Source organism: Acidiferrobacteraceae bacterium (genome assembly GCA_037388825.1).
In the GTDB taxonomy this organism is placed as follows: domain Bacteria; phylum Pseudomonadota; class Gammaproteobacteria; order Acidiferrobacterales; family JAJDNE01; genus JARRJV01.
In genome coordinates, this window is record JARRJV010000002.1 from 26,259 (window position 1) to 47,920 (window position 21,662).

At 61.8% G+C, this 21,662-nt stretch carries 17 protein-coding genes; 12 read left to right on the top strand and 5 right to left on the bottom strand.

Translation table 11 applies throughout. The annotated features are described in order from the left end of the window. Positions 1-5: 5 nt before the first annotated feature. The 11 genes from aroK to sfsA all read left to right on the top strand — a co-directional run bounded on the left by aroK (position 6) and on the right by sfsA (position 16,084). Positions 6-575: a shikimate kinase AroK gene (gene aroK / locus P8X48_00525; GenBank protein ID MEJ2105796.1), complete on the top strand. Its 570-nt coding sequence runs from the start codon at positions 6-8 to the stop codon at positions 573-575. Continuing rightward, the gene (aroB, locus tag P8X48_00530) at positions 556-1,662 is read left to right on the top strand and encodes a 3-dehydroquinate synthase (GenBank protein ID MEJ2105797.1); all 1,107 of its coding nucleotides are present in this window, start codon (positions 556-558) and stop codon (positions 1,660-1,662) included. The genes aroK and aroB overlap by 20 nt, the downstream gene beginning before the upstream one ends. After that, positions 1,659-2,813 carry a deoxyguanosinetriphosphate triphosphohydrolase gene (locus P8X48_00535; protein MEJ2105798.1) on the top strand — a complete coding sequence of 385 codons (1,155 nt, stop codon included), beginning with the start codon at positions 1,659-1,661 and terminating at the stop codon, positions 2,811-2,813. The genes aroB and P8X48_00535 overlap by 4 nt, the downstream gene beginning before the upstream one ends. A gap of 167 nt (positions 2,814-2,980) precedes the next feature. Then, complete coding sequence (gene gltB / locus P8X48_00540; GenBank protein ID MEJ2105799.1) at positions 2,981-7,447, top strand: glutamate synthase large subunit; 4,467 nt, start codon at positions 2,981-2,983, stop codon at positions 7,445-7,447. A gap of 13 nt (positions 7,448-7,460) precedes the next feature. Further along, on the top strand, positions 7,461-8,873 hold the full coding sequence (locus P8X48_00545; protein MEJ2105800.1) for an FAD-dependent oxidoreductase: 1,413 nt from the start codon (positions 7,461-7,463) through the stop codon (positions 8,871-8,873). Positions 8,874-8,933: 60 nt separating this feature from the next. Then, the gene (gene hemE, locus P8X48_00550) at positions 8,934-9,998 is read left to right on the top strand and encodes a uroporphyrinogen decarboxylase (protein MEJ2105801.1); all 1,065 of its coding nucleotides are present in this window, start codon (positions 8,934-8,936) and stop codon (positions 9,996-9,998) included. Positions 9,999-10,036: 38 nt separating this feature from the next. Continuing rightward, the gene (locus P8X48_00555) at positions 10,037-11,086 is read left to right on the top strand and encodes a trypsin-like peptidase domain-containing protein (protein ID MEJ2105802.1); all 1,050 of its coding nucleotides are present in this window, start codon (positions 10,037-10,039) and stop codon (positions 11,084-11,086) included. 98 nt (positions 11,087-11,184) lie between these two features. Beyond that, positions 11,185-12,174 carry a 2Fe-2S iron-sulfur cluster-binding protein gene (locus P8X48_00560; protein ID MEJ2105803.1) on the top strand — a complete coding sequence of 330 codons (990 nt, stop codon included), beginning with the start codon at positions 11,185-11,187 and terminating at the stop codon, positions 12,172-12,174. 120 nt (positions 12,175-12,294) lie between these two features. Then, positions 12,295-14,715 carry a GGDEF domain-containing protein gene (locus tag P8X48_00565; GenBank protein MEJ2105804.1) on the top strand — a complete coding sequence of 807 codons (2,421 nt, stop codon included), beginning with the start codon at positions 12,295-12,297 and terminating at the stop codon, positions 14,713-14,715. An 89-nt stretch (positions 14,716-14,804) separates the two neighbouring features. Next, positions 14,805-15,347 (top strand): YfaZ family outer membrane protein, encoded by a 543-nt coding sequence (locus tag P8X48_00570; GenBank protein ID MEJ2105805.1) that lies wholly within the window; start codon positions 14,805-14,807, stop codon positions 15,345-15,347. A gap of 23 nt (positions 15,348-15,370) precedes the next feature. Beyond that, a complete protein-coding gene (sfsA, locus tag P8X48_00575) occupies positions 15,371-16,084 on the top strand; it encodes a DNA/RNA nuclease SfsA (protein MEJ2105806.1) in 714 nt (237 codons plus the stop codon). 7 nt (positions 16,085-16,091) lie between these two features. Here the strand turns inward: sfsA and P8X48_00580 are convergent, their stop codons facing one another. The 3 genes from P8X48_00580 to P8X48_00590 all read right to left on the bottom strand — a co-directional run bounded on the left by P8X48_00580 (position 16,092) and on the right by P8X48_00590 (position 19,904). Next, the gene (locus P8X48_00580) at positions 16,092-16,661 is read right to left on the bottom strand and encodes a chalcone isomerase family protein (GenBank protein ID MEJ2105807.1); all 570 of its coding nucleotides are present in this window, start codon (positions 16,659-16,661) and stop codon (positions 16,092-16,094) included. A gap of 64 nt (positions 16,662-16,725) precedes the next feature. Beyond that, positions 16,726-19,221 (bottom strand): hypothetical protein, encoded by a 2,496-nt coding sequence (locus P8X48_00585; GenBank protein MEJ2105808.1) that lies wholly within the window; start codon positions 19,219-19,221, stop codon positions 16,726-16,728. Then, on the bottom strand, positions 19,218-19,904 hold the full coding sequence (locus P8X48_00590) for an ABC transporter ATP-binding protein (protein ID MEJ2105809.1): 687 nt from the start codon (positions 19,902-19,904) through the stop codon (positions 19,218-19,220). The genes P8X48_00585 and P8X48_00590 overlap by 4 nt, the downstream gene beginning before the upstream one ends. Here P8X48_00590 and P8X48_00595 point away from each other — a divergent pair. Beyond that, positions 19,903-20,508, top strand: coding sequence for an arylesterase (locus P8X48_00595; GenBank protein ID MEJ2105810.1), 606 nt, complete (start codon positions 19,903-19,905; stop codon positions 20,506-20,508). The genes P8X48_00590 and P8X48_00595 overlap by 2 nt on opposite strands. Before the next feature lie 18 nt (positions 20,509-20,526). Here the strand turns inward: P8X48_00595 and P8X48_00600 are convergent, their stop codons facing one another. Together P8X48_00600 and P8X48_00605 are read right to left on the bottom strand one after the other, a co-directional pair. Further along, positions 20,527-20,958 (bottom strand): Rrf2 family transcriptional regulator, encoded by a 432-nt coding sequence (locus tag P8X48_00600; protein MEJ2105811.1) that lies wholly within the window; start codon positions 20,956-20,958, stop codon positions 20,527-20,529. A gap of 228 nt (positions 20,959-21,186) precedes the next feature. Next, the gene (locus P8X48_00605) at positions 21,187-21,543 is read right to left on the bottom strand and encodes a DUF4389 domain-containing protein (protein MEJ2105812.1); all 357 of its coding nucleotides are present in this window, start codon (positions 21,541-21,543) and stop codon (positions 21,187-21,189) included. Positions 21,544-21,662 lie beyond the last annotated feature (119 nt).

Consider the following 21,662-nt stretch of genomic DNA (forward strand, 5'->3'; position numbering starts at 1 on the left):
CCTCGATGCTGGCATATCTGCCCGGCATGGCGATCCCCGAAAACATTTTCCTGATCGGCCCCATGGGCGCGGGCAAATCGACCATCGGTCGACAACTAGCCGAAATGACGGGAAAAGAGTTTGTCGACAGTGATCGGGAACTCGAAAAACGAACCGGTGCCTCCATTCCACTGATCTTCGAGATCGAAGGTGAAAGTGGTTTCCGTACCCGGGAGTCGGCACTGCTCGACGAACTGAGCGCGAGCGACGGAGTGGTGCTGGCAACCGGGGGCGGCGCCGTCCTCGATCCGGTCAATCGCGAGCGCCTGCGCGCACGCGGCGTGGTGGTTTACCTGCAGGCCGATATCGATACCCTGGTTCAGCGTACCCGACGCGACAGGAACCGGCCCTTGCTGCAAAACGTGGATCGCAAGCTTAAACTGACTGAACTGTTGGAGGTTCGCGACCCGATCTATCGCGAGACCGCCCATGTGGTCGTCCATACGGACCAGCGGCCCCCGAAGGCCGTGGCCCGGCAAATACTGAACGAACTCGAGCGCAAATCGGTATCCGGTCATGAAGACACTTCAGGTTGAGCTCGGTGAACGTAGCTACCCGATCTATATCGGGAGGGGACTGCTCACGCGTCCGGAACTCGTGACGGGTCACATTGCCGGACACCGGGTCGCGATTGTTTCCAACGAAACGGTCGCGCCCCTTTACCTTGAGAAAGTCCGGTCGGTGCTTGCGAAATACGATCCGGTAACCGTGGTTCTCCCTGATGGAGAGCAGTACAAGAACCTGGAATATCTGAGCCGGATTTTCGATCAACTGCTCGAGGCCCGTTGCGACCGAAAGACCACGCTGGTGGCTCTGGGGGGCGGCGTGATCGGGGATATGACCGGATTTGCGGCTGCTTGCTACCAGCGCGGCGTGCCCTTCATCCAGATCCCGACGACCCTGCTCGCGCAGGTGGATTCCTCGGTGGGAGGCAAGACCGGAGTCAACCATCCTCTCGGAAAGAACATGATCGGCGCGTTTTACCAGCCGCGCTGTGTAATCATCGATACCGATACTCTCGATACGCTCCCTGATCGCGAACTGGCGGCAGGACTGGCCGAGGTGATCAAGTACGGCGTTCTTGGCGATGTTGAGTTCCTGGCCTGGCTGGAGGAGCACCTCGACGCGCTGCGGGCGCGCGACCCGGAAGCGCTTGCCTGCGCCATCGAGCGAAGCTGCCAGATCAAGGCCGAAGTCGTCGCTGCCGACGAACGCGAAAGCGGACAACGGGCATTGTTGAACTTCGGGCACACCTTCGGCCACGCCATCGAGACCGGTCTGGGCTATGGGCAATGGCTGCACGGGGAGGCGATCGCCGCCGGCATGGCCATGGCCGCGGATCTTTCCCGTCGCATGGGCTGGTTGACGAAAAGCGACGTCGAGCGCGTCGAGAAGCTGTTGCGCGCAGCACATCTGCCGGTGCGTGCACCGGACTCCATTTCGGTGGAGAATTTCCTGGAGCATATGGCGGTGGATAAAAAGGTTCTGGACGGCCGCTGGCGTCTGGTGCTGTTGAAGTCCCTTGGGAATGCCTTCGTCACCGACGAGTTTGACCGCGGGGCCTTGCGGCAGACCATCGAGTCCTGTCGCGCGGCGAAAGCTCTTGCGGAGACGGACGTTTGAGTCTGGCGCCCTATGCAGCAAGCGACGCGCACACCCGCGGCCGTCATTATGCGGAACCAAAGCCCGAATATCGTAGCGAGTACCAGCGCGATCGTGATCGCATCGTCCACAGCGCGGCATTCCGGCGCCTGGAATACAAGACCCAGGTTTTTGTCAATCATGAGGGCGACCTTTTTCGGACGCGCCTGACCCATTCCATTGAGGTGGCGCAGATTGCACGCTCCATTGCGCGCTCCCTGGGCCTGAACGAAGACCTCACCGAGGCCATTGCCCTGGCCCACGATCTGGGCCACACGCCATTCGGCCATGCGGGACAGGATGCGCTCAACAGTTGTATGAAGGACTTCGGCGGCTTCGAGCACAATCTCCAGTCCCTGCGCGTGGTGGACCTGCTGGAAGAACGCTATGCCGAATTTCCGGGACTGAACCTCACTTTCGAGACGCGCGAAGGAATTCTCAAGCACTGTTCGCCCAGGAATGCCCGCGAGCTCGGCGATCTGGGAAAGCGGTTTTTGGAAAAAACCTGGCCCGGTGCCGAGGCGCAGCTGGTCAACATTGCCGACGAGATCGCCTACAACAATCACGATGTTGACGATGGTCTGCGGTACGGGCTGATCGAGTTCGATGACCTGCGGGGAATCGCCCTGTTCGATGAACAGTACCGGGAGGTGGAAAGCCGGTATCCGGAGCTGGGAAGCCGCCGGCAGATCCACGAGACCATCCGGCGTATGGTGAATCGGCAGGTCGTGGACCTGATCGAAAACAGCCGTCGCCTGCTTGACGCTGTTGGCGCCACCCATCCGGACCAGGTCCGTTCGACCCAGGGCGCGGTCATTGCCTACAGCGCGGATCTGCGCGAGCAGGCCCTGACGCTGAAGCGATTTCTGCGCGAGGCCCTGTACAATCACTACCAGGTCCGCCGCATGAGCCTGAAATCCGTGACCGTGATCCGGCGGCTGTTTCAGGCCTTTTTCGAGGACAGCCGCCTGCTGCCTCCCCAGTACCAGGAAAAGATCGCGGCCTGCACCGCCAGCGGGGGTGAGGCGGAAGCCTGCCGTGCCCGCACCATCGCCGACTATATCGCCGGCATGACGGACCGCTACGCGATCCGCGAGCACGAACGCCTGTATTTCCCCGAGGCCGGTGGCTGATTTTCCGCAATTTCCCCGGTTTTGAAGGCGTATTCTCATTGAACGCCTCATAACCCGCCGGTATACTTTTTCGCCCTTTGCCCGGCCTTCGGGACCGTCGGGGTGTGTCCGGCTGTCGCGAGCCGAGGCGATGGAACAGCAGAGTCAGGAAATCGGGTGACAAGAAAGTGAGCACGAACAAGCGAATCAACGGGGGCCTGTACCATCCGTCCTTTGAGAAAGGAAGCTGCGGTTTTGGTCTGATTGCCCAAATGGATGGCAAGCCCAGTCACTGGCTGGTGCAGACGGCGATCAATTCCCTCGCCTGCCTGACCCACCGCGGCGCCATTGCCGCCGACCAGAAGACCGGCGACGGCTGCGGCCTGTTGCTGCGCAAGCCCGATGCCTTCCTCCGTGCCATCGCCGCTGATGCGGGCCTGGGGCTGGGTGATCGCTATGCCGCCGGCATGGTATTTCTGAGCCAAGATGAAGCGCTGGCAGCGAAGGCCCGTTCCCGGCTGGAATCCGAATTGAGCGCCGAAGGCCTGGAAGTGGCTGGCTGGCGCGTGGTCCCGGTGGACCAGTCCGCCTGTGGCGAAGAGGCCCTGAAGAGCCTGCCGCGGATCGAACAGGTATTCGTCAACGCGCCCGCCGATATGGCAGAGGATGCGATGGAGCGGCATATGTACGTCGCGCGCCGCCGATGCGAAAAGACAATTCAGCCCGAAGACGATACCTTTTATGTACCCAGCCTGTCGGCGCGCGTGATTTCCTACAAGGGCCTGGTGATGCCGGCCAATCTGCCCGTGTTCTACCTCGACCTGAAAGACGAGCGCCTGGAATCATCCCTGTGCGTTTTTCACCAGCGGTTCTCGACCAATACCTGGCCCGAGTGGCGGCTGGCACAGCCGTTCCGTTTCCTCGCCCACAATGGCGAGATCAATACGATCCAGGGCAATCGCCACTGGGCGGTGGCGCGCAGCCACAAGTTCGAAACGCCACTGGTGAACATGGCGGACGTCCGTCCGCTGGTGAACATGGAGGGTTCCGATTCCTCCAGCCTGGACAACATGCTCGAGGCCCTGCTTGCCGGCGGCATGGACATCTTCCGTGCCATGCGTCTGCTGATCCCGCCGGCATGGCAGAACGTTGAGACCATGGATTCCGACCTGCGCGGTTTCTACGAATACAACTCCATGCACATGGAGCCCTGGGATGGCCCCGCGGGAATTGTGCTTACCGACGGCCGCCATGCGGCCTGCACCATGGATCGCAACGGACTGCGTCCGGCGCGCTGGGTGGTGACAAAAGATCGACACATCACCCTGGCCTCGGAAATCGGGGTCTATGGATACAAGCCGGAGGACGTGGTACGCAAGGGACGCCTGGCACCGGGCCAGATGCTGGCGGTGGATACCGAGACCGGGAACCTGCTGCTGCCTGAGGATATCGATACCAAGCTCAAGTCCCGCCACCCATACCGTGAATGGCTCAAGAAGGGCGTGCGACGGCTGGAAACGGTACTGGACGACGAGGAAACCTGTGCGGTCACCCCGGATGCGGAAACCATTCGCCAGTACCAGAAGATGTTCCAGGTGACCCTGGAGGAACGCGAACAGGTACTGAGTGTGCTGGCCGACTCGGGCCAGGAGGCCGTTGGCTCCATGGGTGACGACGCACCGCTACCGGTACTGTCGCGCAAGGTGCGCTCCCTGTACGACTACTTCCGCCAGCAGTTTGCACAGGTCACGAATCCGCCCATTGATCCGCTGCGCGAGCAGATCGTCATGTCGCAGGAGACCTGTCTCGGCCGGGAGAAGAACCTGTTTGTCGAAACCGCCGAACACGCGCCGCGTCTGCTGCTCGACTCGCCGGTCCTCTCGACGAGCAAGTTCAATCGCCTGCTCGCGATCGACGACGCAGCCTACGCGCATGAGCTTGTGCAGCTGAACTATTCCGAATCGGAATCCCTGCGCGATGCCATCGACCGTATCTGTGAGCAATCCGCGTCCGCAGTGCGCGACGGGAAGACCATACTGGTCCTGTCGGATCGGCAAATCGAACGCGGGCGTCTACCGATCCACGCGTTGGCGGCAACCGGGGCCGTGCACCATCGACTGGTTTCCGAAGGGCTACGGTGCGACGCCAACATCGTGGTCGAAACCGGAACCGCCCGCGATCCCCATCACTTCGCGTGCCTGATCGGGTACGGCGCCACCGCCGTCTTTCCGTATCTGGCCTACGATTGCCTGTGCGACATGATGAGCGGCGGAGAGATTCGGCAGCGGGACACCGCCGGCACCCTCCACAATTACCGCAAGGGCATCAACAAGGGCCTGTACAAGATCATGTCGAAAATGGGAATCTCGGCCATCTCCAGCTATCGCGGCGCGCAGCTGTTCGAGGCCGTCGGTTTGCACAGCGATGTGATCGATCTCTGTTTCAAGGGCACCACCTGCCGCATCCAGGGGACACAGTTCCAGGATCTGGACGACGATCAGCGCCGCCTGGCCCGGGATGCATGGAATGTCCGCAAGCCGCTGCAGGCCGGCGGACTGCTGAAATACATCCACGATGGCGAGTATCACGCCTACAACCCGGACGTGGTGACTCTGATGCAGCGTGCAGTGCAGGAGAACGACGCCGGCGCCTATCGCGAATTTGCCGCGCTGGTGAATGGGCGTTCTCCCATGGTTTTGCGCGACCTGCTCAGCCTACGCGGCGACCGCACGCCGATCGATGTGTCCGAAGTCGAGCCAGTGGAGAACATTGTTCGCCGCTTCGACACCGCGGCCATGTCCCTCGGGGCTTTGTCACCGGAGGCCCACGAGTCCCTGGCCCAGGCCATGAATCGCCTTGGTGGCCGTTCCAATTCCGGCGAGGGTGGCGAGGACGCGGCGCGCTTCGGCACCGACAAGATGTCGAAGATCAAGCAGGTCGCCTCCGGCCGATTCGGTGTCACGCCGCACTATCTGGCCAACGCCGAGGTGTTGCAGATCAAGATTGCCCAGGGTGCCAAGCCCGGCGAGGGTGGACAATTGCCCGGCCACAAGGTCGACGAGATGATTGCGCGCCTTCGGTTCGCGAAGCCCGGCGTCGCGCTGATTTCGCCGCCGCCGCACCACGACATCTATTCCATCGAGGACCTGGCCCAGCTGATCTTCGACCTCAAGCAGGTGAATCCGAGGGCCCTGGTGTCGGTCAAGCTGGTGGCCGAGGCGGGCGTAGGCACCATCGCCGCCGGCGTGGCCAAGGCCTATGCCGATCTGATCACCATCTCCGGTTACGACGGCGGAACCGGGGCATCACCGTTGACCAGCGTGAAGTACGCCGGCAGTCCATGGGAGCTTGGTTTGACCGAGACCCATCAGGTGCTGCGTGCCAACAAGCTGCGTGAGAAGGTCCGCCTGCAGACCGATGGCGGTCTCAAGACCGGCCTGGATGTCATCAAGGCCGCCATTCTCGGCGCCGAGAGTTTCGGTTTTGGCACCGCGCCCATGATAGCCCTGGGCTGCAAGTACCTGCGTATCTGTCACCTCAACAACTGCGCCACCGGCGTGGCGACGCAGAACAAGATACTGCGCCTGAAGCACTTCATCGGCCTGCCGGAAATGGTGATGAACTATTTCCGCTTTGTCGCCGAGGAGGTGCGGGAGTATATGGCATCCCTGGGTGCGCGGAGTCTGGACGAACTCATCGGCCATACAGAGTTGTTGCAGGCCGCATCCGGCGATAGCGCGCGCCTGCAGCGCCTGGACCTGAGCCCGATCCTGTCTGATGGGGGCGTCGCGGCGGACGAGCCGCGTTACTGCCAGGTCCCGCGCAACGAACCCTTTGACAAGGGTGACCTGGCAGAGCGCATGGTGGCCGATGCCCTGGGCGCGATCGAGAACGCCAGCGGCGGCGAGTTCCAATACCCGGTCCGTAACGTGAACCGGTCCATTGGTGCGAGGCTTTCCGGCGAGATCGCGCTTCGGCACGGGAACAACGGCATGAGCGACAACCCGATCATCCTGCGCCTGACGGGCACGGCCGGTCAGAGTTTCGGCGTGTGGAATGCTGGTGGTCTGCACATGTACCTGGAAGGGGATGCCAATGACTATGTCGGCAAGGGCATGGCCGGCGGCAAGATCGTCATTCGGCCACCGGATGGCAGTACATTCAACAGCGCCGAGACGCCCATCGTAGGCAACACCTGCCTGTACGGTGCCACCGGCGGCAAGCTGTATGCGGCTGGCCTGGCCGGCGAGCGCTTTGGCGTACGCAACTCGGGAACGCATGCCGTGGTGGAGGGTGTCGGCGATCACGGTTGCGAGTACATGACCGGCGGCGTGGTCACGGTCCTGGGGCGCGCCGGACTGAATTTCGGTGCCGGCATGACCGGTGGCTTTGCCTTCGTGCTGGACGAGGACAACACCTTCGTCGATCGCTACAACCACGAGTTGATTGACATCCATCGCATCAACATCGAATCCATGGAGGCCTATCGCAACTATCTCCATGGAGTGGTGCATGAGTTCGTGCAGGAAACCGGCAGCGCGCGTGGCCAGCAAATCCTGGACAACTTTGATCAGATGGTGCGTCGCTTCTGGCTGGTGAAACCGATCGCCAGTGATCTCGCCACATTGCTCGACACGCTGCGCGAAGCGGCCTGATCTGGACTACGTCATGGCCAAGAAGAACACCCTGCAGTTTATCGAAGTCCCGCGCCAGGATCCTACCAAGGTACCGTCGGATCAGCGTATCCACGAATTCAAGGAGATCTACGGCCAGTTCGATGCCGAGACCGCTTCGGTCCAGGCCGAGCGTTGCCTGCACTGTGGCAATCCCTATTGCGAGTGGCAGTGCCCGGTTCACAACTATATTCCCCAGTGGCTGGCGCTGGTGGCCCAGGGCAATCTGTCCAGGGCAGCGGAGCTTTCCAATCGCACCAACAGCCTGCCGGAAATCTGCGGTCGCGTGTGCCCGCAGGACCGCCTGTGCGAAGGCGCGTGTACCCTGAATGACGGATTTGGCGCCGTCACCATCGGGGCGGTGGAAAAGTACATCACAGACACCGCCCTCGCGAACGGATGGCGTCCCGATCTGTCGGCAGTCCAGGACACCGGCAAGACCGTCGCTGTCGTGGGTGCGGGCCCGGCTGGTATCGGTTGCGCCGACGTGCTGGCGCGAAACGGGGTCAAGCCCGTGGTGTACGATCGCTACCCGGAAATCGGCGGCCTGCTGACTTTTGGCATCCCCGCCTTCAAGCTGGAAAAGGAAGTCATCGCGCGCCGCCGCGAGGTGCTCGAGGGCATGGGCGTGGAGTTCGTACTCAATACCACCGTCGGCGAAGACGTGAGTCTCGAAGACCTGCTGGATCGGCACGACGCCGTGTTCCTGGGTATGGGCACCTACAGCTTCATGAAGGGCGGATTCCCGGGCGAGGACCTGCCCGGCGTGTACGAGGCCTTGCCGTTCCTGATTTCCAACACGCGTCGCCTCATGGGACTGGAAGAGAATTCCGAAGATTTCATCGACATGAGCGGGAAGCGGGTCGTCGTGCTGGGTGGCGGCGACACCGCCATGGACTGCAATCGCACGTCCATTCGCCAGGGCGCGGCTCGGGTGACCTGCGCCTATCGGCGTGATGAACAGAACATGCCGGGGTCGCGGCGCGAGGTGGCCAATGCCAAGGAAGAGGGTGTTCACTTCCTGTGGAATCGACAGCCGGTGGAGATTGTGGGCGACGGCAAGGTGGAAGGCGTGAAGGTGATTACCACAGAGCTGGGTGAGCCCGACGAACGGGGGCGCCGCCGTCCTGAACCCGTTCCCGATAGCGAAGAAGTGATTCCCGCCGATGCCGTGATCATCGCTTTCGGTTTCCGACCGAGTCCACCGGACTGGTTGGTGCAGGCATCGGTGAAACTCGATGAGCGCGGTCGCGTGCAGGCCCCGGCCAACGGGGAGTTCAAGTACCAGAGCAGCAACCCGAAAATCTTTGCCGGGGGCGACATGGTGCGCGGGTCCGATCTCGTGGTTACGGCCGTTTGGGAAGGGCGGCAGGCGGCCGAGGGGATCCTGGACTATCTCCAGGTCTAGGGGCGCGAAGGCAGCGCGCGGCCTGTGTCCCGGAAGCCCAGCCAGATCAACAAGCCACACATGGAACCGCTAACAAACGACCGATTTCTGCGTGCACTTCTCCGACAGCCTGTGGACTACACGCCTGTATGGATGATGCGCCAGGCGGGGCGCTACCTGCCGGAGTATCGCGCCACGCGCGAGAAGGCTGGCGACTTCATGACCCTGTGCTCCACTCCGGAACTGGCCTGCGAGGTGACGCTGCAGCCTCTGGATCGCTTCGCGCTCGATGCGGCCATTTTGTTCTCCGATATTCTTACTGTCCCGGATGCCATGGGCCTGGGTTTGCACTTCGTTGCTGGTGAGGGTCCCCAATTCCATTCCCCGGTGAGAAGTGCGGCCGACGTGAAACGCCTTGGTGTTCCCGATCCGGAGCAGGAATTGAAATACGTAATGGATGCCGTCCAGCTGATTCGGCGCGAGTTGCATGGCCGCGTTCCGCTGATCGGTTTCGCCGGCAGCCCATGGACTCTGGCTACCTATATGGTCGAGGGCGGGAGCAGCCGGGATTTTTCGCGCATCAAGGCGATGATGTTTGACGAGCCGGCGCTGTTGCATCGCCTGCTGGACACCGTCGCCGAGGCGGTCACCATTTACCTGAATGCGCAAGTGGCCGCCGGTGCCCAGGCGCTGATGATTTTCGATACCTGGGGTGGGGTACTGACGCCGCGGGACTATCGCGATTTCTCCTTGCGTGCCATGAGCGCCATCGTTGCCGGGCTCACGCGCGAGAACGAGGGAAGGCCGGTGCCCGTGATCCTGTTCACCAAGAATGGCGGGCAGTGGCTCGAGGACATTGCCGATTCCGGGTGCGACGCCCTGGGCATAGACTGGACTACGGATATGGGTGATGCCCGGCGCCGGGTAGGCGATCGCGTGGCCTTGCAGGGGAATATGGATCCCTGTGTTTTGTACGCATCGCCTGAGCGGATCCGGGATGAGGTGGGCCAGATTCTCAAGGCCTTTGGCCCCGGTGAAGGGATGGTGTTCAATCTGGGGCATGGAATCCATCCCAACGTGGACCCGCAACGGGCTTCGGTGCTGATCGACGCTGTGCACGAATTGAGTCGCGACTATCATCGCTAGTTAATCGGGCGACGGGACAGGCAACAGGAAGCAAGAACATGAAAAGGACGCTGATTTTTCTTTCTCTCATTGTCGGCCTATCGGCGAGCCTGCCCAGCCAGGGTGGCGAGATCAATCCGGCCTACTGTATCGCCCTGCGGGATCTGGCGGTCAAGATTGGCAATTCCATGCGTCGGGGCGCCTCGCTGGAGGCGGCGATTGGCTGGGCAACCTCCCGGGAACAGGAATTCCAGTCGTATCTGGAGAACCCGAAGCCCGTACTGCGACCGTTGATCTACTATGTTTATCTATTTCGCGACGACCGAACGACCTCGACCATCGAAATCGGGCAGCTGGTCTACAACAAGTGTCAGAACGGGGTCTACGGGACAACCAAGCCGCGGAAAGTCGCGCGAGGCCTGCGTAGAGGCGGGGAGGACCGATCCGGAGACGGCGCGGAGCAGCCTTCGGATTCCGATACCTACAGTATGGGCACCGGCTGGCCGGTCGCCGAGGGTCTGGTAGTGACCAATAATCATGTCATTGCCGGTCATGAACAAATCACCCTGGTCGCGACGGATGGACGCAAGATTTCGGCCACGGTCCTGGCTACCGATACCACGAACGACATCGCCCTGCTTTCCCCCGACGATACCGACCAGCTGCCGACAGCCCTCACCATTGCCAAGAAACCTGCACCCATCGGTGCGGAAGTATTTACCATCGGCTACCCCCATCCAGACATCATGGGCAGCAAGCCCAAGCTGACCACGGGCGTGGTCAACGCGGAAACCGGACTGCACGACGATCCGCGCACCTACCAGATATCCGTTGCCGTACAGAGCGGCAACAGCGGAGGCCCCTTGATCAATATGAACGGGGAGGTGGTGGGAGTGGTAACGTCCAAGCTGAGTGCCGTGCGTGTATTCCAGTGGACCGGCGACCTGCCGCAAAACGTGAATTACGCGATGAAATCCTCCTATGTAGTCACCATGCTGAAAAAAGCCGATATGGATATGATTCTGGATGAGATCCCGGCGAAAAAGGCGTCGCTGGAAGATCTGGCCCGGCGCATCGAACAATCCATACTGATTGTCGTCGCTCAATAGCCCCCGTCATTCCCTGCAATTGGTACGGCAATCCTTGCGAGCCTCTTCCGGGGGCACCATAGTTTCTGTATTCGCAACCCGGTTTCCGGTTCATCCCTATGTCATCCACGATTACATTTCGCCCCAGTGGTCACCAATTCGTCGTCGAACCTGGCGAAACCATTCTTTCGGGCGCCCTGCGCGCAGGTCTGTCGCCGCGCTACAACTGCGACAACGGGAGCTGCGGCGAATGCCGGGCGAGGGTGCTGTCCGGTGAACCCGGGCCGGTGGATTTCCACGATTACGTCCTGTCGGAAGCCGATAAGCTGGCCGGTGTCACCCTGTTGTGCCGTGCCCACGCCGCCGGAGACCTGGAATTGCAGACCGATGAAGCCAGCCACGCCAGCGACATCCCGGTTCAACGGATCAGCGCCAAGATTACCCGTCTCGAGCGCCTGAACGATCGTGCCAGAATCCTGCACGTGCGGGCACCGCGCAGCCAGGTGTTTCGTTTTCTGGCGGGGCAGCACGTGCACCTTCAGCTCGGGGATCTTCCGCCACGCGAGCTGCCGGTGGCCAGCTGCCCCTGCAATGGGCTCCAACTCCAGTTCCACCTGCTGCAGGACCCTCAAGACCCGTTCATGCGTCACGTGTTCGAGACCGCACGTCCCGGGGACGCGGTTCAGCTACAGGGCCCGGTGGGCGGGGTTATTCTTGATGAAGACGTAAAATCGCCGATTACCTTCATCGCCTGGGAAAGCGGCTTTGCCCCCATCAACAGCCTCATCGAACACGCCATTGCCCTTGAACTGGCCAATCCCATGACCCTGTACTGGGCCGCCGCGGACGACGAGGGGCTCTATCTTGAGCGGTATTGCCGGTCCTGGGCCGATGCCCTCGACAACTTCCGTTTTGTCTCGCTGGTAGACGGAAAAGACGGCAGCGGGGCCGATCCGGTGGCCCTCCTGCGCGGCCCGATGGCACGGGAGCAGGGGTTGGTCGGCAGTGAGACCTACGCCGCTCTTCCGGCCGCCAATGCCCCGGAACTGAGGAAAATGCTCGAATCTGCCGGAATGTCGCCGGAATCGGTCCATATTGACCCCCTGTAGATATGCATGTCCAAGATAAATCAATAACTTACATACATTCTTTCTTGTTATTTTTGTTATCACGGTCTAAATTGCTTATATAAAAAGAATTCATACTCACCACGCGGGAGGGTCTCGCAGGTGGCGCTGAGCACCAGCGATCAGGACATTATCGCTTCTATCCAATCCCAGTTGGACGGTCTGCGCAAGACCACCGACGGGGAATTCCTTTATCGTCTGATTGAGCGCGGGCTGAAACGTCGCGATCAGGATTTTGAAGGGGATACCGGTCAGGCCTTCGTCGCCTTTCTGCACAATATTCTCGGCCGATATGCCGCCACGCCTTCCGGCGATACCGTTACCCGGGTAAAGGTGCGTTTGATTCAACGCCGTATCGCCTCTCATATGCTGGAGCCGCATCCCGAGGCGGAGGCGGCAGAAGAACTCCCCGTCGAGCCCATCGAGACGCCGGTGGAAGAGATTGTCACCCGTAAGCCCACCGACCGGGACTCGGCTCCGGACGAGCCGCTGGATTCCGATCCGCTGCAGGCGGCCGTGGACGAACTCCTGGCCGAGTCCGCCGAGATGGACGGTACCGATTCACCCTCGGGCAAGATTCAGGAAGAGGTTTCCCGGGCGCAACCAGAGCCGGAACCAGAGCCGGCACCAGAGCCGGCAAGAGATACCGTACCGATCGAATCCACGGATCAGGCAGTCGAGGAAGACGAAGACGAAGCCGCGGACGACCTGCTTCGATTCCGGCGCGTGCCAGAGGATGAGAGCGTTCCGCGTGCCGATCCCAACCGGCCCCTGTTTGCGGACCTCATGGACGAACTGGATCTGGGAATCCCGGACGACGAAACAATCACCCTCGATGCTGAAACGGTGGAGCCCGATCCGGTAGCGGCCCCCGAGGCAGAATCCGTGAATGAGGAACCACCGGTGCCGGACATGGAGCCAGTCACCGGTGCCTCGTCGCAAACCACCGATCCGCCAAAGGAACCGGCACTGGAGCCGGTACCGGCCGAACCCGCACCACCAAAGGCGAAACCGGAACCGGTGGTGGCTCAGGCGAAACCCGGGGTGGAGAAGGCAGCGAAGCCGGTCGACGCGCCTCGGGCTGCCGATGCTCAGCCGGTGGACAAGGTTCGTGCTGAGGATCGTGAGCCGAAGACCGGGCAGAACCCGGTCCAGGAGAAGGTCAGCCCACCCGCCCCTCCGGCCGCCGCTGAAACCGCCCGACCCAAGCCTGTAGAGCGGAAGGCCGCTTCCGCGCCAGCACCAAAAGCGAGCCCGGAGAAAAAGAAGACGGAGGGGAAATCCGCAAGTCCGGAGAAAGGCGAGTCTGTTTCCACAAAGCCGAAACCGGCCGCGGCAAAACCCAAACCGGCAAGCAAGAAGAAAAAGAGGACAAGCAAGCAGGCAAAGCCGGTGAGTGCGCAAGAACCGAAACAGCCACCCCGGGCCAAACCGAAACAGTCTCTGCAGTTGCAGGATACTTGGGGGCCCGCGGCCCCCGAGGTGGAAAGCGACGATCCGGATATCGTTGTGGGTGAATCCGCGCCGCCGGCGTGGACCCGCTCGACGGAACCCGTACCCCCGGCGGCGGCCTCAAACTCCATTTTCGCCGCACCCCAACCCCTGGCGCCGCCACCGGCAGCGCCCGCGGGGGCAAAGCAGGATCCGGCGCCGGTAGTGCCTGCGGTTACCAGGGCCGCCGAACCGGCTCCGGCGGCACCGCCGGCAAAGGCGACAGAAGCAGCCGATCCGCGCGATCGGGTGGACAAGTTGCACGAGACCTTCGCCAACAAGCTCGCCGACAGCATTTCCCGTAGCCGCGAATACCACACCCTGCTGCGCTCCAGTCTGAAGAGGCTGAAGCTTGCCGATGGCGCGCGGGACATCGGCGATTTGAAACAGTTGCTGGTCGCGGGGCTGGAGGAACTGCTGCAGGGGAGTGAATCCCTCGGCAAGGATCTGGGTGCGACGAGCCACTACCTTCGCATCAGCCAGCTGGACCGCGACCTGTTGAAGGACGAACTCACGCGTGTGCGCGACCAGAGCCTGGTCGATGACGTGACCGGCCTGAACAACCGTGCCGGTTTCATGCGTCAACTCGAGGCCGAAATCGGGCGTACCAAGCGATATGGATTTTCGCTGTCCGTAGCCGTTCTGCACATGGAGGCCCTGGCCGAGATTGCCCGGAAAGATGGTAAAGAGGCGGTAAACGAGATCCTGCGTACCTATGCAAAGGAAATACTCTCCAATTTTCGAGGCTACGACTGCGTGGCACGCATCGGCGAACACCGCTTCGGCATCCTGTTCCCGAATACCCAGAAGGAAGGCGCAATGACTGCCCTGGACAAGGCCCACAAACGGGCGTCATCCATGGTGATTCAGCACAAGGGCGCCAGCTTCAAGGTCCCTCCCTTCACCAGCGTTCTGACACTCTACAGCCAGGGCGACAAACCTGACGCGCTGTTGCAACGGGCCGATGAGGCGTTTGCCCTCGCCAGGGAACAGGACCGCGATCGCATTATCGTTGCCTTGCCCGGGAACTAGCGGCAGACATGCGGTTGAATTCCGGACGGCGTGATGTGAAGATTGGGCCGGTCGAAATTCCTGCAATGTTGTTTCCCCGGAGTATTCTCATGCGACGCCTCCTGCTTTCCGCCGCGTTCCTGGTTATGATTCCCGTCGCCCGCGCCGACGGTCTCGATATCTTCCTCAACAACGATGTGGTCAGTGTGGATTACCTGACGAGCTATCGTGGCGCTGACATCAACGCGGGCTTTATGTTTAACAAGAGCAGCGATTGGGTCGCGAACGCGGGCCTGCTTGTATTAGGACGGGAATACGGGCGGAATTCAAAGGTCGAAGGCGGTTTTGGCGGCAAGCTGTTTCTGGCCAACGTCGGGGGTAGCACGGTCACCGCGCTCGGGATCGGCGGCCAGGCGATCTGGTTTCCCCGATCCTCCAGGTTTGGTGTCGGCGGCTATGGCTACTACGCACCGGACATCACCACCGGCGGCGGGCGCAGTTTCCTTCAGCTCGGTGCGCGCGCCGAATTTCAGTTGATGGAAACCGCAAGCATCTATGTCGGTTTCCAGAATGTCACGGTGGAGCCGGGCACGTCCGGCGGGCGCGTCACCCTGGACGACGGAATCCATCTCGGGGTTAATCTGCGTTTCTGAGTCCGACGATACCGTGGCTCCAGATGCAGTTCGCTAGTCCCCTGCTGCCGGCACGCCTGATCCGGCGATACAAGCGCTTCCTCGCGGACGTCGAGTTCGACGACGGTCGTATCACGACGGTTCACACCCCAAATACGGGTTCCATGCTCGGATGCCAGACCCCGGGCAGTCGCGTGTGGTTGCGCGAGGTCGCCACGCCCGGCCGCAAATATCCCCTGTCCTGGGAACTGGTCGAGGTCGAAGGCGCCACTCTGGTTGGTTTGAACACGGCCCTGCCGCCGCGACTGGTCCAGGAGGCGATCGAAGGTGGGCGGGTTGGGGAACTACAGGGCTATTCGAGCATCCGGCGGGAAGTCCCCTACGGCCAGGAGCGCAGTCGGATCGACCTGTTGCTGGAAGGCGAAGGGGATCGAGCGCCGTGCTACGTTGAGGTGAAGAACGTCACGGCGGCCGTCGACGGAGGTATCGCGCTGTTTCCCGACGCGGTCAGCGACCGTGCCAGCAAGCACCTGCGCGAATTGATACAGGTCGCCGGCGCCGGCGACCGGGCCGCCATCTTCTTCGTGGTTCAGCGCGGGGATGTTACAGAAGTCCGCCCGGCGGACGAGATCGATGTGAAATACGGCGAGATGCTGCGCGCGGCGCGGGAGGCAGGCGTGGAGCTGATCGCCTACCGTGCGCGGGTCACTACCCGGGAAATCGTTCTCGACCGGAGCCTACCCGTGGTCTGCCCCTAGATCGTATCTATTTGCCCAGCATTTCCCGTTTGAGCGAACTGGTGACGGGCTCCTTGCCGAGCCAGATACGCAGCAAGGCGTCGTTGAAGTCCTTGCCGGCGACGGTGCCCTTGTCCTTGCCGTTGATTGACACGCGCGTCCCGATGCCGGGCTCATAGTCCAGCAGGACGACATCCCCATGGCGCACTGTCTCAAACAAGCCGTTGAATGCGTCGATGCGCTTGCGAAGTCCTGCCAGTTCCGCCTCGGATGAATTGTCTGCAAAGCCTTCGTTCCAGGCCTCCACCAGTTTGTCGCGTCCCACTTTCTTGTACACGAAATGCATGAGTACGCGCCGGGGTCCGGTTTGTGCCAACACGGATTTCGTGTCGTGCGCCGCCTTAGGCAGGTACAGGCCGCAGACATAAATGTCGAAGAAGAACTTCACGCGCATGCCGGCACCGTTCAGTACGAGGGTTGTCCCCTTCACGCTTGCATGGTCGGGCAACTCGACACCCGACACGGTTCGCGCGTGAGTGGTCGGGCTGATCGCGGCGAGAGTCAGGGACAGCAGAACAACGGCAATGGTCTTGCGCATGGCGGACTCCTCCTGTCTTTTGCTCTATTGTTGTCTTCCCGGGAAAGGGGATCAAGCACGTCGCCTAGCCCCGACGGAGGATGGAAATCGGTGCCAGGCGCACGATGGGTCGGGCACCGGCGGCGCCGGCAAGCCCGACCCCCAGGGCGCCCCCGAGCAATCCCGCCACCAGCGCCAGCAAGCCGGGCTGGTAGTCGAGGTGAAATACCCTCTCCGCCAGTGTCCATCCGATTGCGGTGGCGGCCACTCCGGCAAGCAGTCCTGCCAGTGCTCCCAGGACGAGGAACTCGGCAAGAATGCCGCGCAGCAATTGCGCGCGGCTCGCGCCCAGGGTGCGCAGGATCGCGCCCTCATGCATGCGTTCATCCTGGGTCGCCTGGATCGCCGCCCACAATACGATTACTCCGGCGGCAAGGGTGAACAGGAATACGAACTCCACCGCGAGGGATACGCGGTCCATGATGCTTCGCACCTTGGCCATGATGGCCCCGATCTCGATGACGGTCAGATTGGGAAACCGGTGTACCAGCCGCCCGAGCAGCGCTGAACGATCACTGTCCAGACGGAAGCCGGTGATATAGCTGGTCGGGTATGGGTCGAGCACCCCGGGCGGTACAACCATGAAGAAGTTCACGCGAAAGGAATCCCAGTTCACTTCGCGCAGGCTGGTTACGGTCAGCTCCAGGGTTTCGCCCGCGATGGTGTACCGCAGGCGATCCCCAAGGTGAATTCCCAGGGTCTTGGCGATTCCCTTTTCCAGCGACAGTTCCTTTTTGCCCCGGTCCTGCGGCCGCCACCAGGCCCCGGCGACGATGCGGTTGCCTTTTTGCGGCGTTGCCGCCCAGGACAGGTTCTGTTCGCGCTCGGCCAGGCGGCGAGCGCGCACTTCCTTATAGTGTTCCGGATCGAGATCTTTGCCGTTGATGGCGACCAGTCGAGCCCGCACCATGGGATAGAGCTGGACGGTTCGAAGCCCGTTGTCGGCAAAGAACCAATGCACGGCATCCAGTTGCTGTTTCTGGATGTTGATGACGAAATAGTTGGGCGCGTCCGCGGGCAGGCTTGCCCGCCACTGGTTGAGCAGATCGGTACGAACGATGGCGAGTAGCAGCATCACCGTGATCCCCAGACCGAAGGCAACCACCTGGATAATACTGGTGCGCGTACGTCGCGCGATGTTGGCGATTCCGAAACGCCAGGCGATGCCAACGCCGCGGCGGCGAACCACGTCGACTGCCCGAACCAGCAACCAGGCGACGAGGGCGAGCGCCGCCAGGGTCGCCGCGGTGCCAGCCAGCACCCAGGAAGCCAGTTCTGTATTGCGCGTCTGCCACCATAGCAGCGCGATGATGGCGGCGAGTGCGGCGCCATAGACAAGGAGCGAACGCGCCGGCGGCCCGCCAAGATCGCGTCGCAGGACCCGTGCAGGTGATACCTGTTTGAGCGCCAGGATTGGAGGAAAGCCGAAGCCCAGCAACATGACCGCGCCCATGGCGATGCCTGCCACGGCCGGCAGTAGCCCCGGGTTCGGTAGCGTACCCCCAACCAGACCGCCGAGAATGTAGGCCAGCCCGAACTGTGCCAGATAGCCCAGGGCCGCACCGACGACGCCCGCGCCCAGCGCAAGCCAGAACAGCTGCGCGCCGAACGCAGTCGCGAGAAAGTTCTGTGAGGCGCCCAGACAACGCAGCACCGCGGCCGGATCCAGGTGATGCCGTGCATAGCGGCGGGCAGAGATGGCAATGGCGACACCGGCAAGCAGCACACTGACCAGGGCAGCAAGTCCGAGAAACTCCTCGCCCCGATCCAGCGCCGCGCTGAGTTCCGGGCGGGCATCGTGAATTCCGAGCAGGCGCGTACCGGGTGGCAGACGCGTAGCCATCCAGCGACGAAACGCCTGCACGGCTTCCGGTTTGCCGGCCAGCAGCAATCGGTAGCGCAGACGACTGCCTACCTGGACCAGGCCCGTGGATGGGAGGTCGGAAAGCCGCATCATCAGGCGTGGGGCGATGCTGAAGAAATCACCGCCCCGATCCGGTTCGTAGCTCACCACCTGTCGGATCCGGAAGCGCCGACTTCCCAAGCCCAGTTGGTCGCCGGGTGCGAGTTGCAGCGATGTCATCAATCGCGCATCCAGCCACACTTCGCCGTCGGCGGGGATTGCGGAGGTGACATGGTCCGGTGCAAACGGTTCGGGTGCGACCCGGACGTGACCGCGCAGGGGGTAGCCCGGTCCCACGGCCTTGACCTCGGTTAGCCGGGTACGTTCTCCCACGACCACGACGCTGGGAAAGGTGACGGTCTCGGCCGTACGCAAACCGAGTCCCCGGGCCCTGGCCCGCCAGGCGACCTTGATCGGATTCGGCGATTCCACAACGATGTCGGCGGCCAGCAACTCGCTGGCCTGTGCGGCCATGGCGCCGCGCACCCGTTCCGTGAAGAAACCGACGGATGTGGAGGCAGCGACGGCGACTACCACCGCCAGCGCAACCATGCGCAGTTCGCCGGCACGCCATTCGCGCCAGAGCAGGCGAAGCGAAAACAGCAGGGAACGGTTCACGAGGCCTTCATTCGGCCGCCGTCGAGCTCAAGTACGCGACTGCAGCGGCGTGCCAGAGAAACATCATGGGAGACCAGCACCAGGGTTGTGTGGCGTTCGCGATTCAACTCGAACAGCAGGTCATTGATGGTTGCTCCGGTGCGATGGTCGAGATTGCCCGTGGGTTCATCCGCGAACAGGATCCGCGGTCCCGCGGAAAACGCGCGGGCGATGGCAACGCGTTGCTGCTCGCCACCGGAAAGCTGGTTTGGGTAGTGTTGCAGCCGATGCTGCAGTCCCACCCGCGTGAGAACCTCCGTGGCGGTGTCACGCGCATCTTCCATGCCAGCCAGTTCCAGGGGCAGCATGGTATTTTCCAGCGCCGTCAACGCCGGCAGCAATTGAAAGGACTGGAACACGAAGCCCACGCGCCGCGCACGTAGTGCCGCCCGCCCGTCTTCGTCGAGGGTAGCGAGGTCCACCCCGTCCAGGTAAACGGACCCGCTGCTCGGGGTGTCCAGACCGGCGAGCAGCCCGAGCAATGTGGACTTGCCCGAACCCGAAGGCCCGACGATGGCGACCGATTCGCCTTCTTGAATGGACAGGGTGATATCATCGAGGATAAGCAGTTCGCCCTCGGGGCTGCGAACCTGTTTGCGCAGTTGATCTGCCTGGACGACCGGGGAGGAAGAGGTTGTGTTCATGCTAAGACGTTCGTTCTTGCTCGTTCTGCTGTTGGCCCCGATGAGCGCATGGGCCGCCAGTGTACTTGTGCTCGGCGACAGCCTGAGCGCGGGTCACGGAATCGATGTGCGTCAGGGCTGGGTGCAGCGGCTGCAACAGCGCCTGAAACAGGAAGGCTATCCCTACCGCGTGGTGAACGCCAGTATCAGCGGCGATACCTCGGCCGGTGCCCTGGCCCGTCTGCCACGAGCCCTGGAGACCTTTCATCCGCGTGTTCTGATCGTGGAGATCGGAGGCAACGACGGTCTACAGGGCCTGTCCCTGGCGCAGCTGGAAGATAATCTTCAGGCCATCGTACGCCAGGGGAAACGCGCGGGTGCGCGAATCCTGGTGCTCGGAGTCCGCATACCCCCGAACTATGGTCCCCAGTACACCGGTCGGTTCCATGCAATCTATGGCGAAATCGCGAAACGTAACCACGTCGCATTGGTACCGTTCTTTCTGGAGGGCGTGGCCGGCCATGCAGAACTGATGCAGACCGATGGCGTTCATCCCCGGGACGAGGCGCAGCAACGCCTGATGGAGAATGTCTGGAAAGGGCTGAAACCGCTGTTGAAGAACTGACGCTCCGGTCCGCTTGCCTCAAGCGCCGGATTTGGATCCTAGCCGGGCGACGGCGTCGCCTTGTTTGGTCAGGGGCTCCAGGGCATCGGCCAGGGTGAGCCGGTCCAGGAAACAATCGATGCGCTGGTCCAGCTTTATCCATAGCCGGGTGGGAAGGTGGTTCTCGTCGCTCGTGCGCCCGGAGGATGAATCGTGGCCGTAGATCGCACGAACGATTTCCGCAATGGTGATTTGCTCCGGCGGCCGCGCGAGGCTGAAACCGCCGCCGGGTCCCCGGGTTCCACGCACCAGTTCCTTACGGCGCAGGGCCGAAAACAGCTGTTCCGCGTAGGAAAGTGAGATTCCATGGCTGGCCGCGAGATCACTGAGTGGAACAGGGCCGAAGCTGTCCTGCATGCCGATCTCAATCAGTGCACTTATTGCGTAGCGGCTTTTTGTCGATAGTTTCATTCGGTCCACCATCCCAGGGCTGTCCGTCCCTGTTCCGAGTGTTATTGCTTCCATGCGCGATACCGCCGTTAGTACCTTAGTTTTAATAATGGACTGTTTTTCTCAGGAAAAATACTGCAAAGAAATCAGGGGATAAGGCGGCGCAGGACATCCGGTGGGGCGGATTCCAACTGTGAAATTCAAGTTATGGAAACGGGTCGCCGGCATCGCTCTCTACCGGCGCGTGGATCATTCTTCCTTGGGGGGAGCGGCCTTCTTCACCGCTTTCTTCGTCGTCTTCTTGGCGGGCGCAGAGCTCGTGGCCTCGCCGTCTGGCCACGGTCCAAACGGGAATGGCTTTTCTTCGGTGTTATAGGTCACGAATAGCAGGACCTGTTTCACGAATTCCGAGAGGCTGCGGCCCAGGCGCAGGAGCTGGTGGTTGTTCTTGGCCGTGAGCAGGGTGGACAGGAACTGAAACACGACCACGGCGACGATAAGGATCTCGGCGAGGCTGTAGATGACCGCGAACAGGAGGATGAACAGACCCCGGATCCAGGTGGTGCGCGCGGTGACGTTTTCTTTCAATTGCGGATCCATAGCCATGGGGGTTCCTCGATTCAGTATGCGGCGGAAATTCAGGGTAGAAATGAAAATACACCATGGCCGCAGGGTTTCCAAGCCGCTGCCACGGGAAAAAATGCGTAAAATTCCGTGTGTACCCG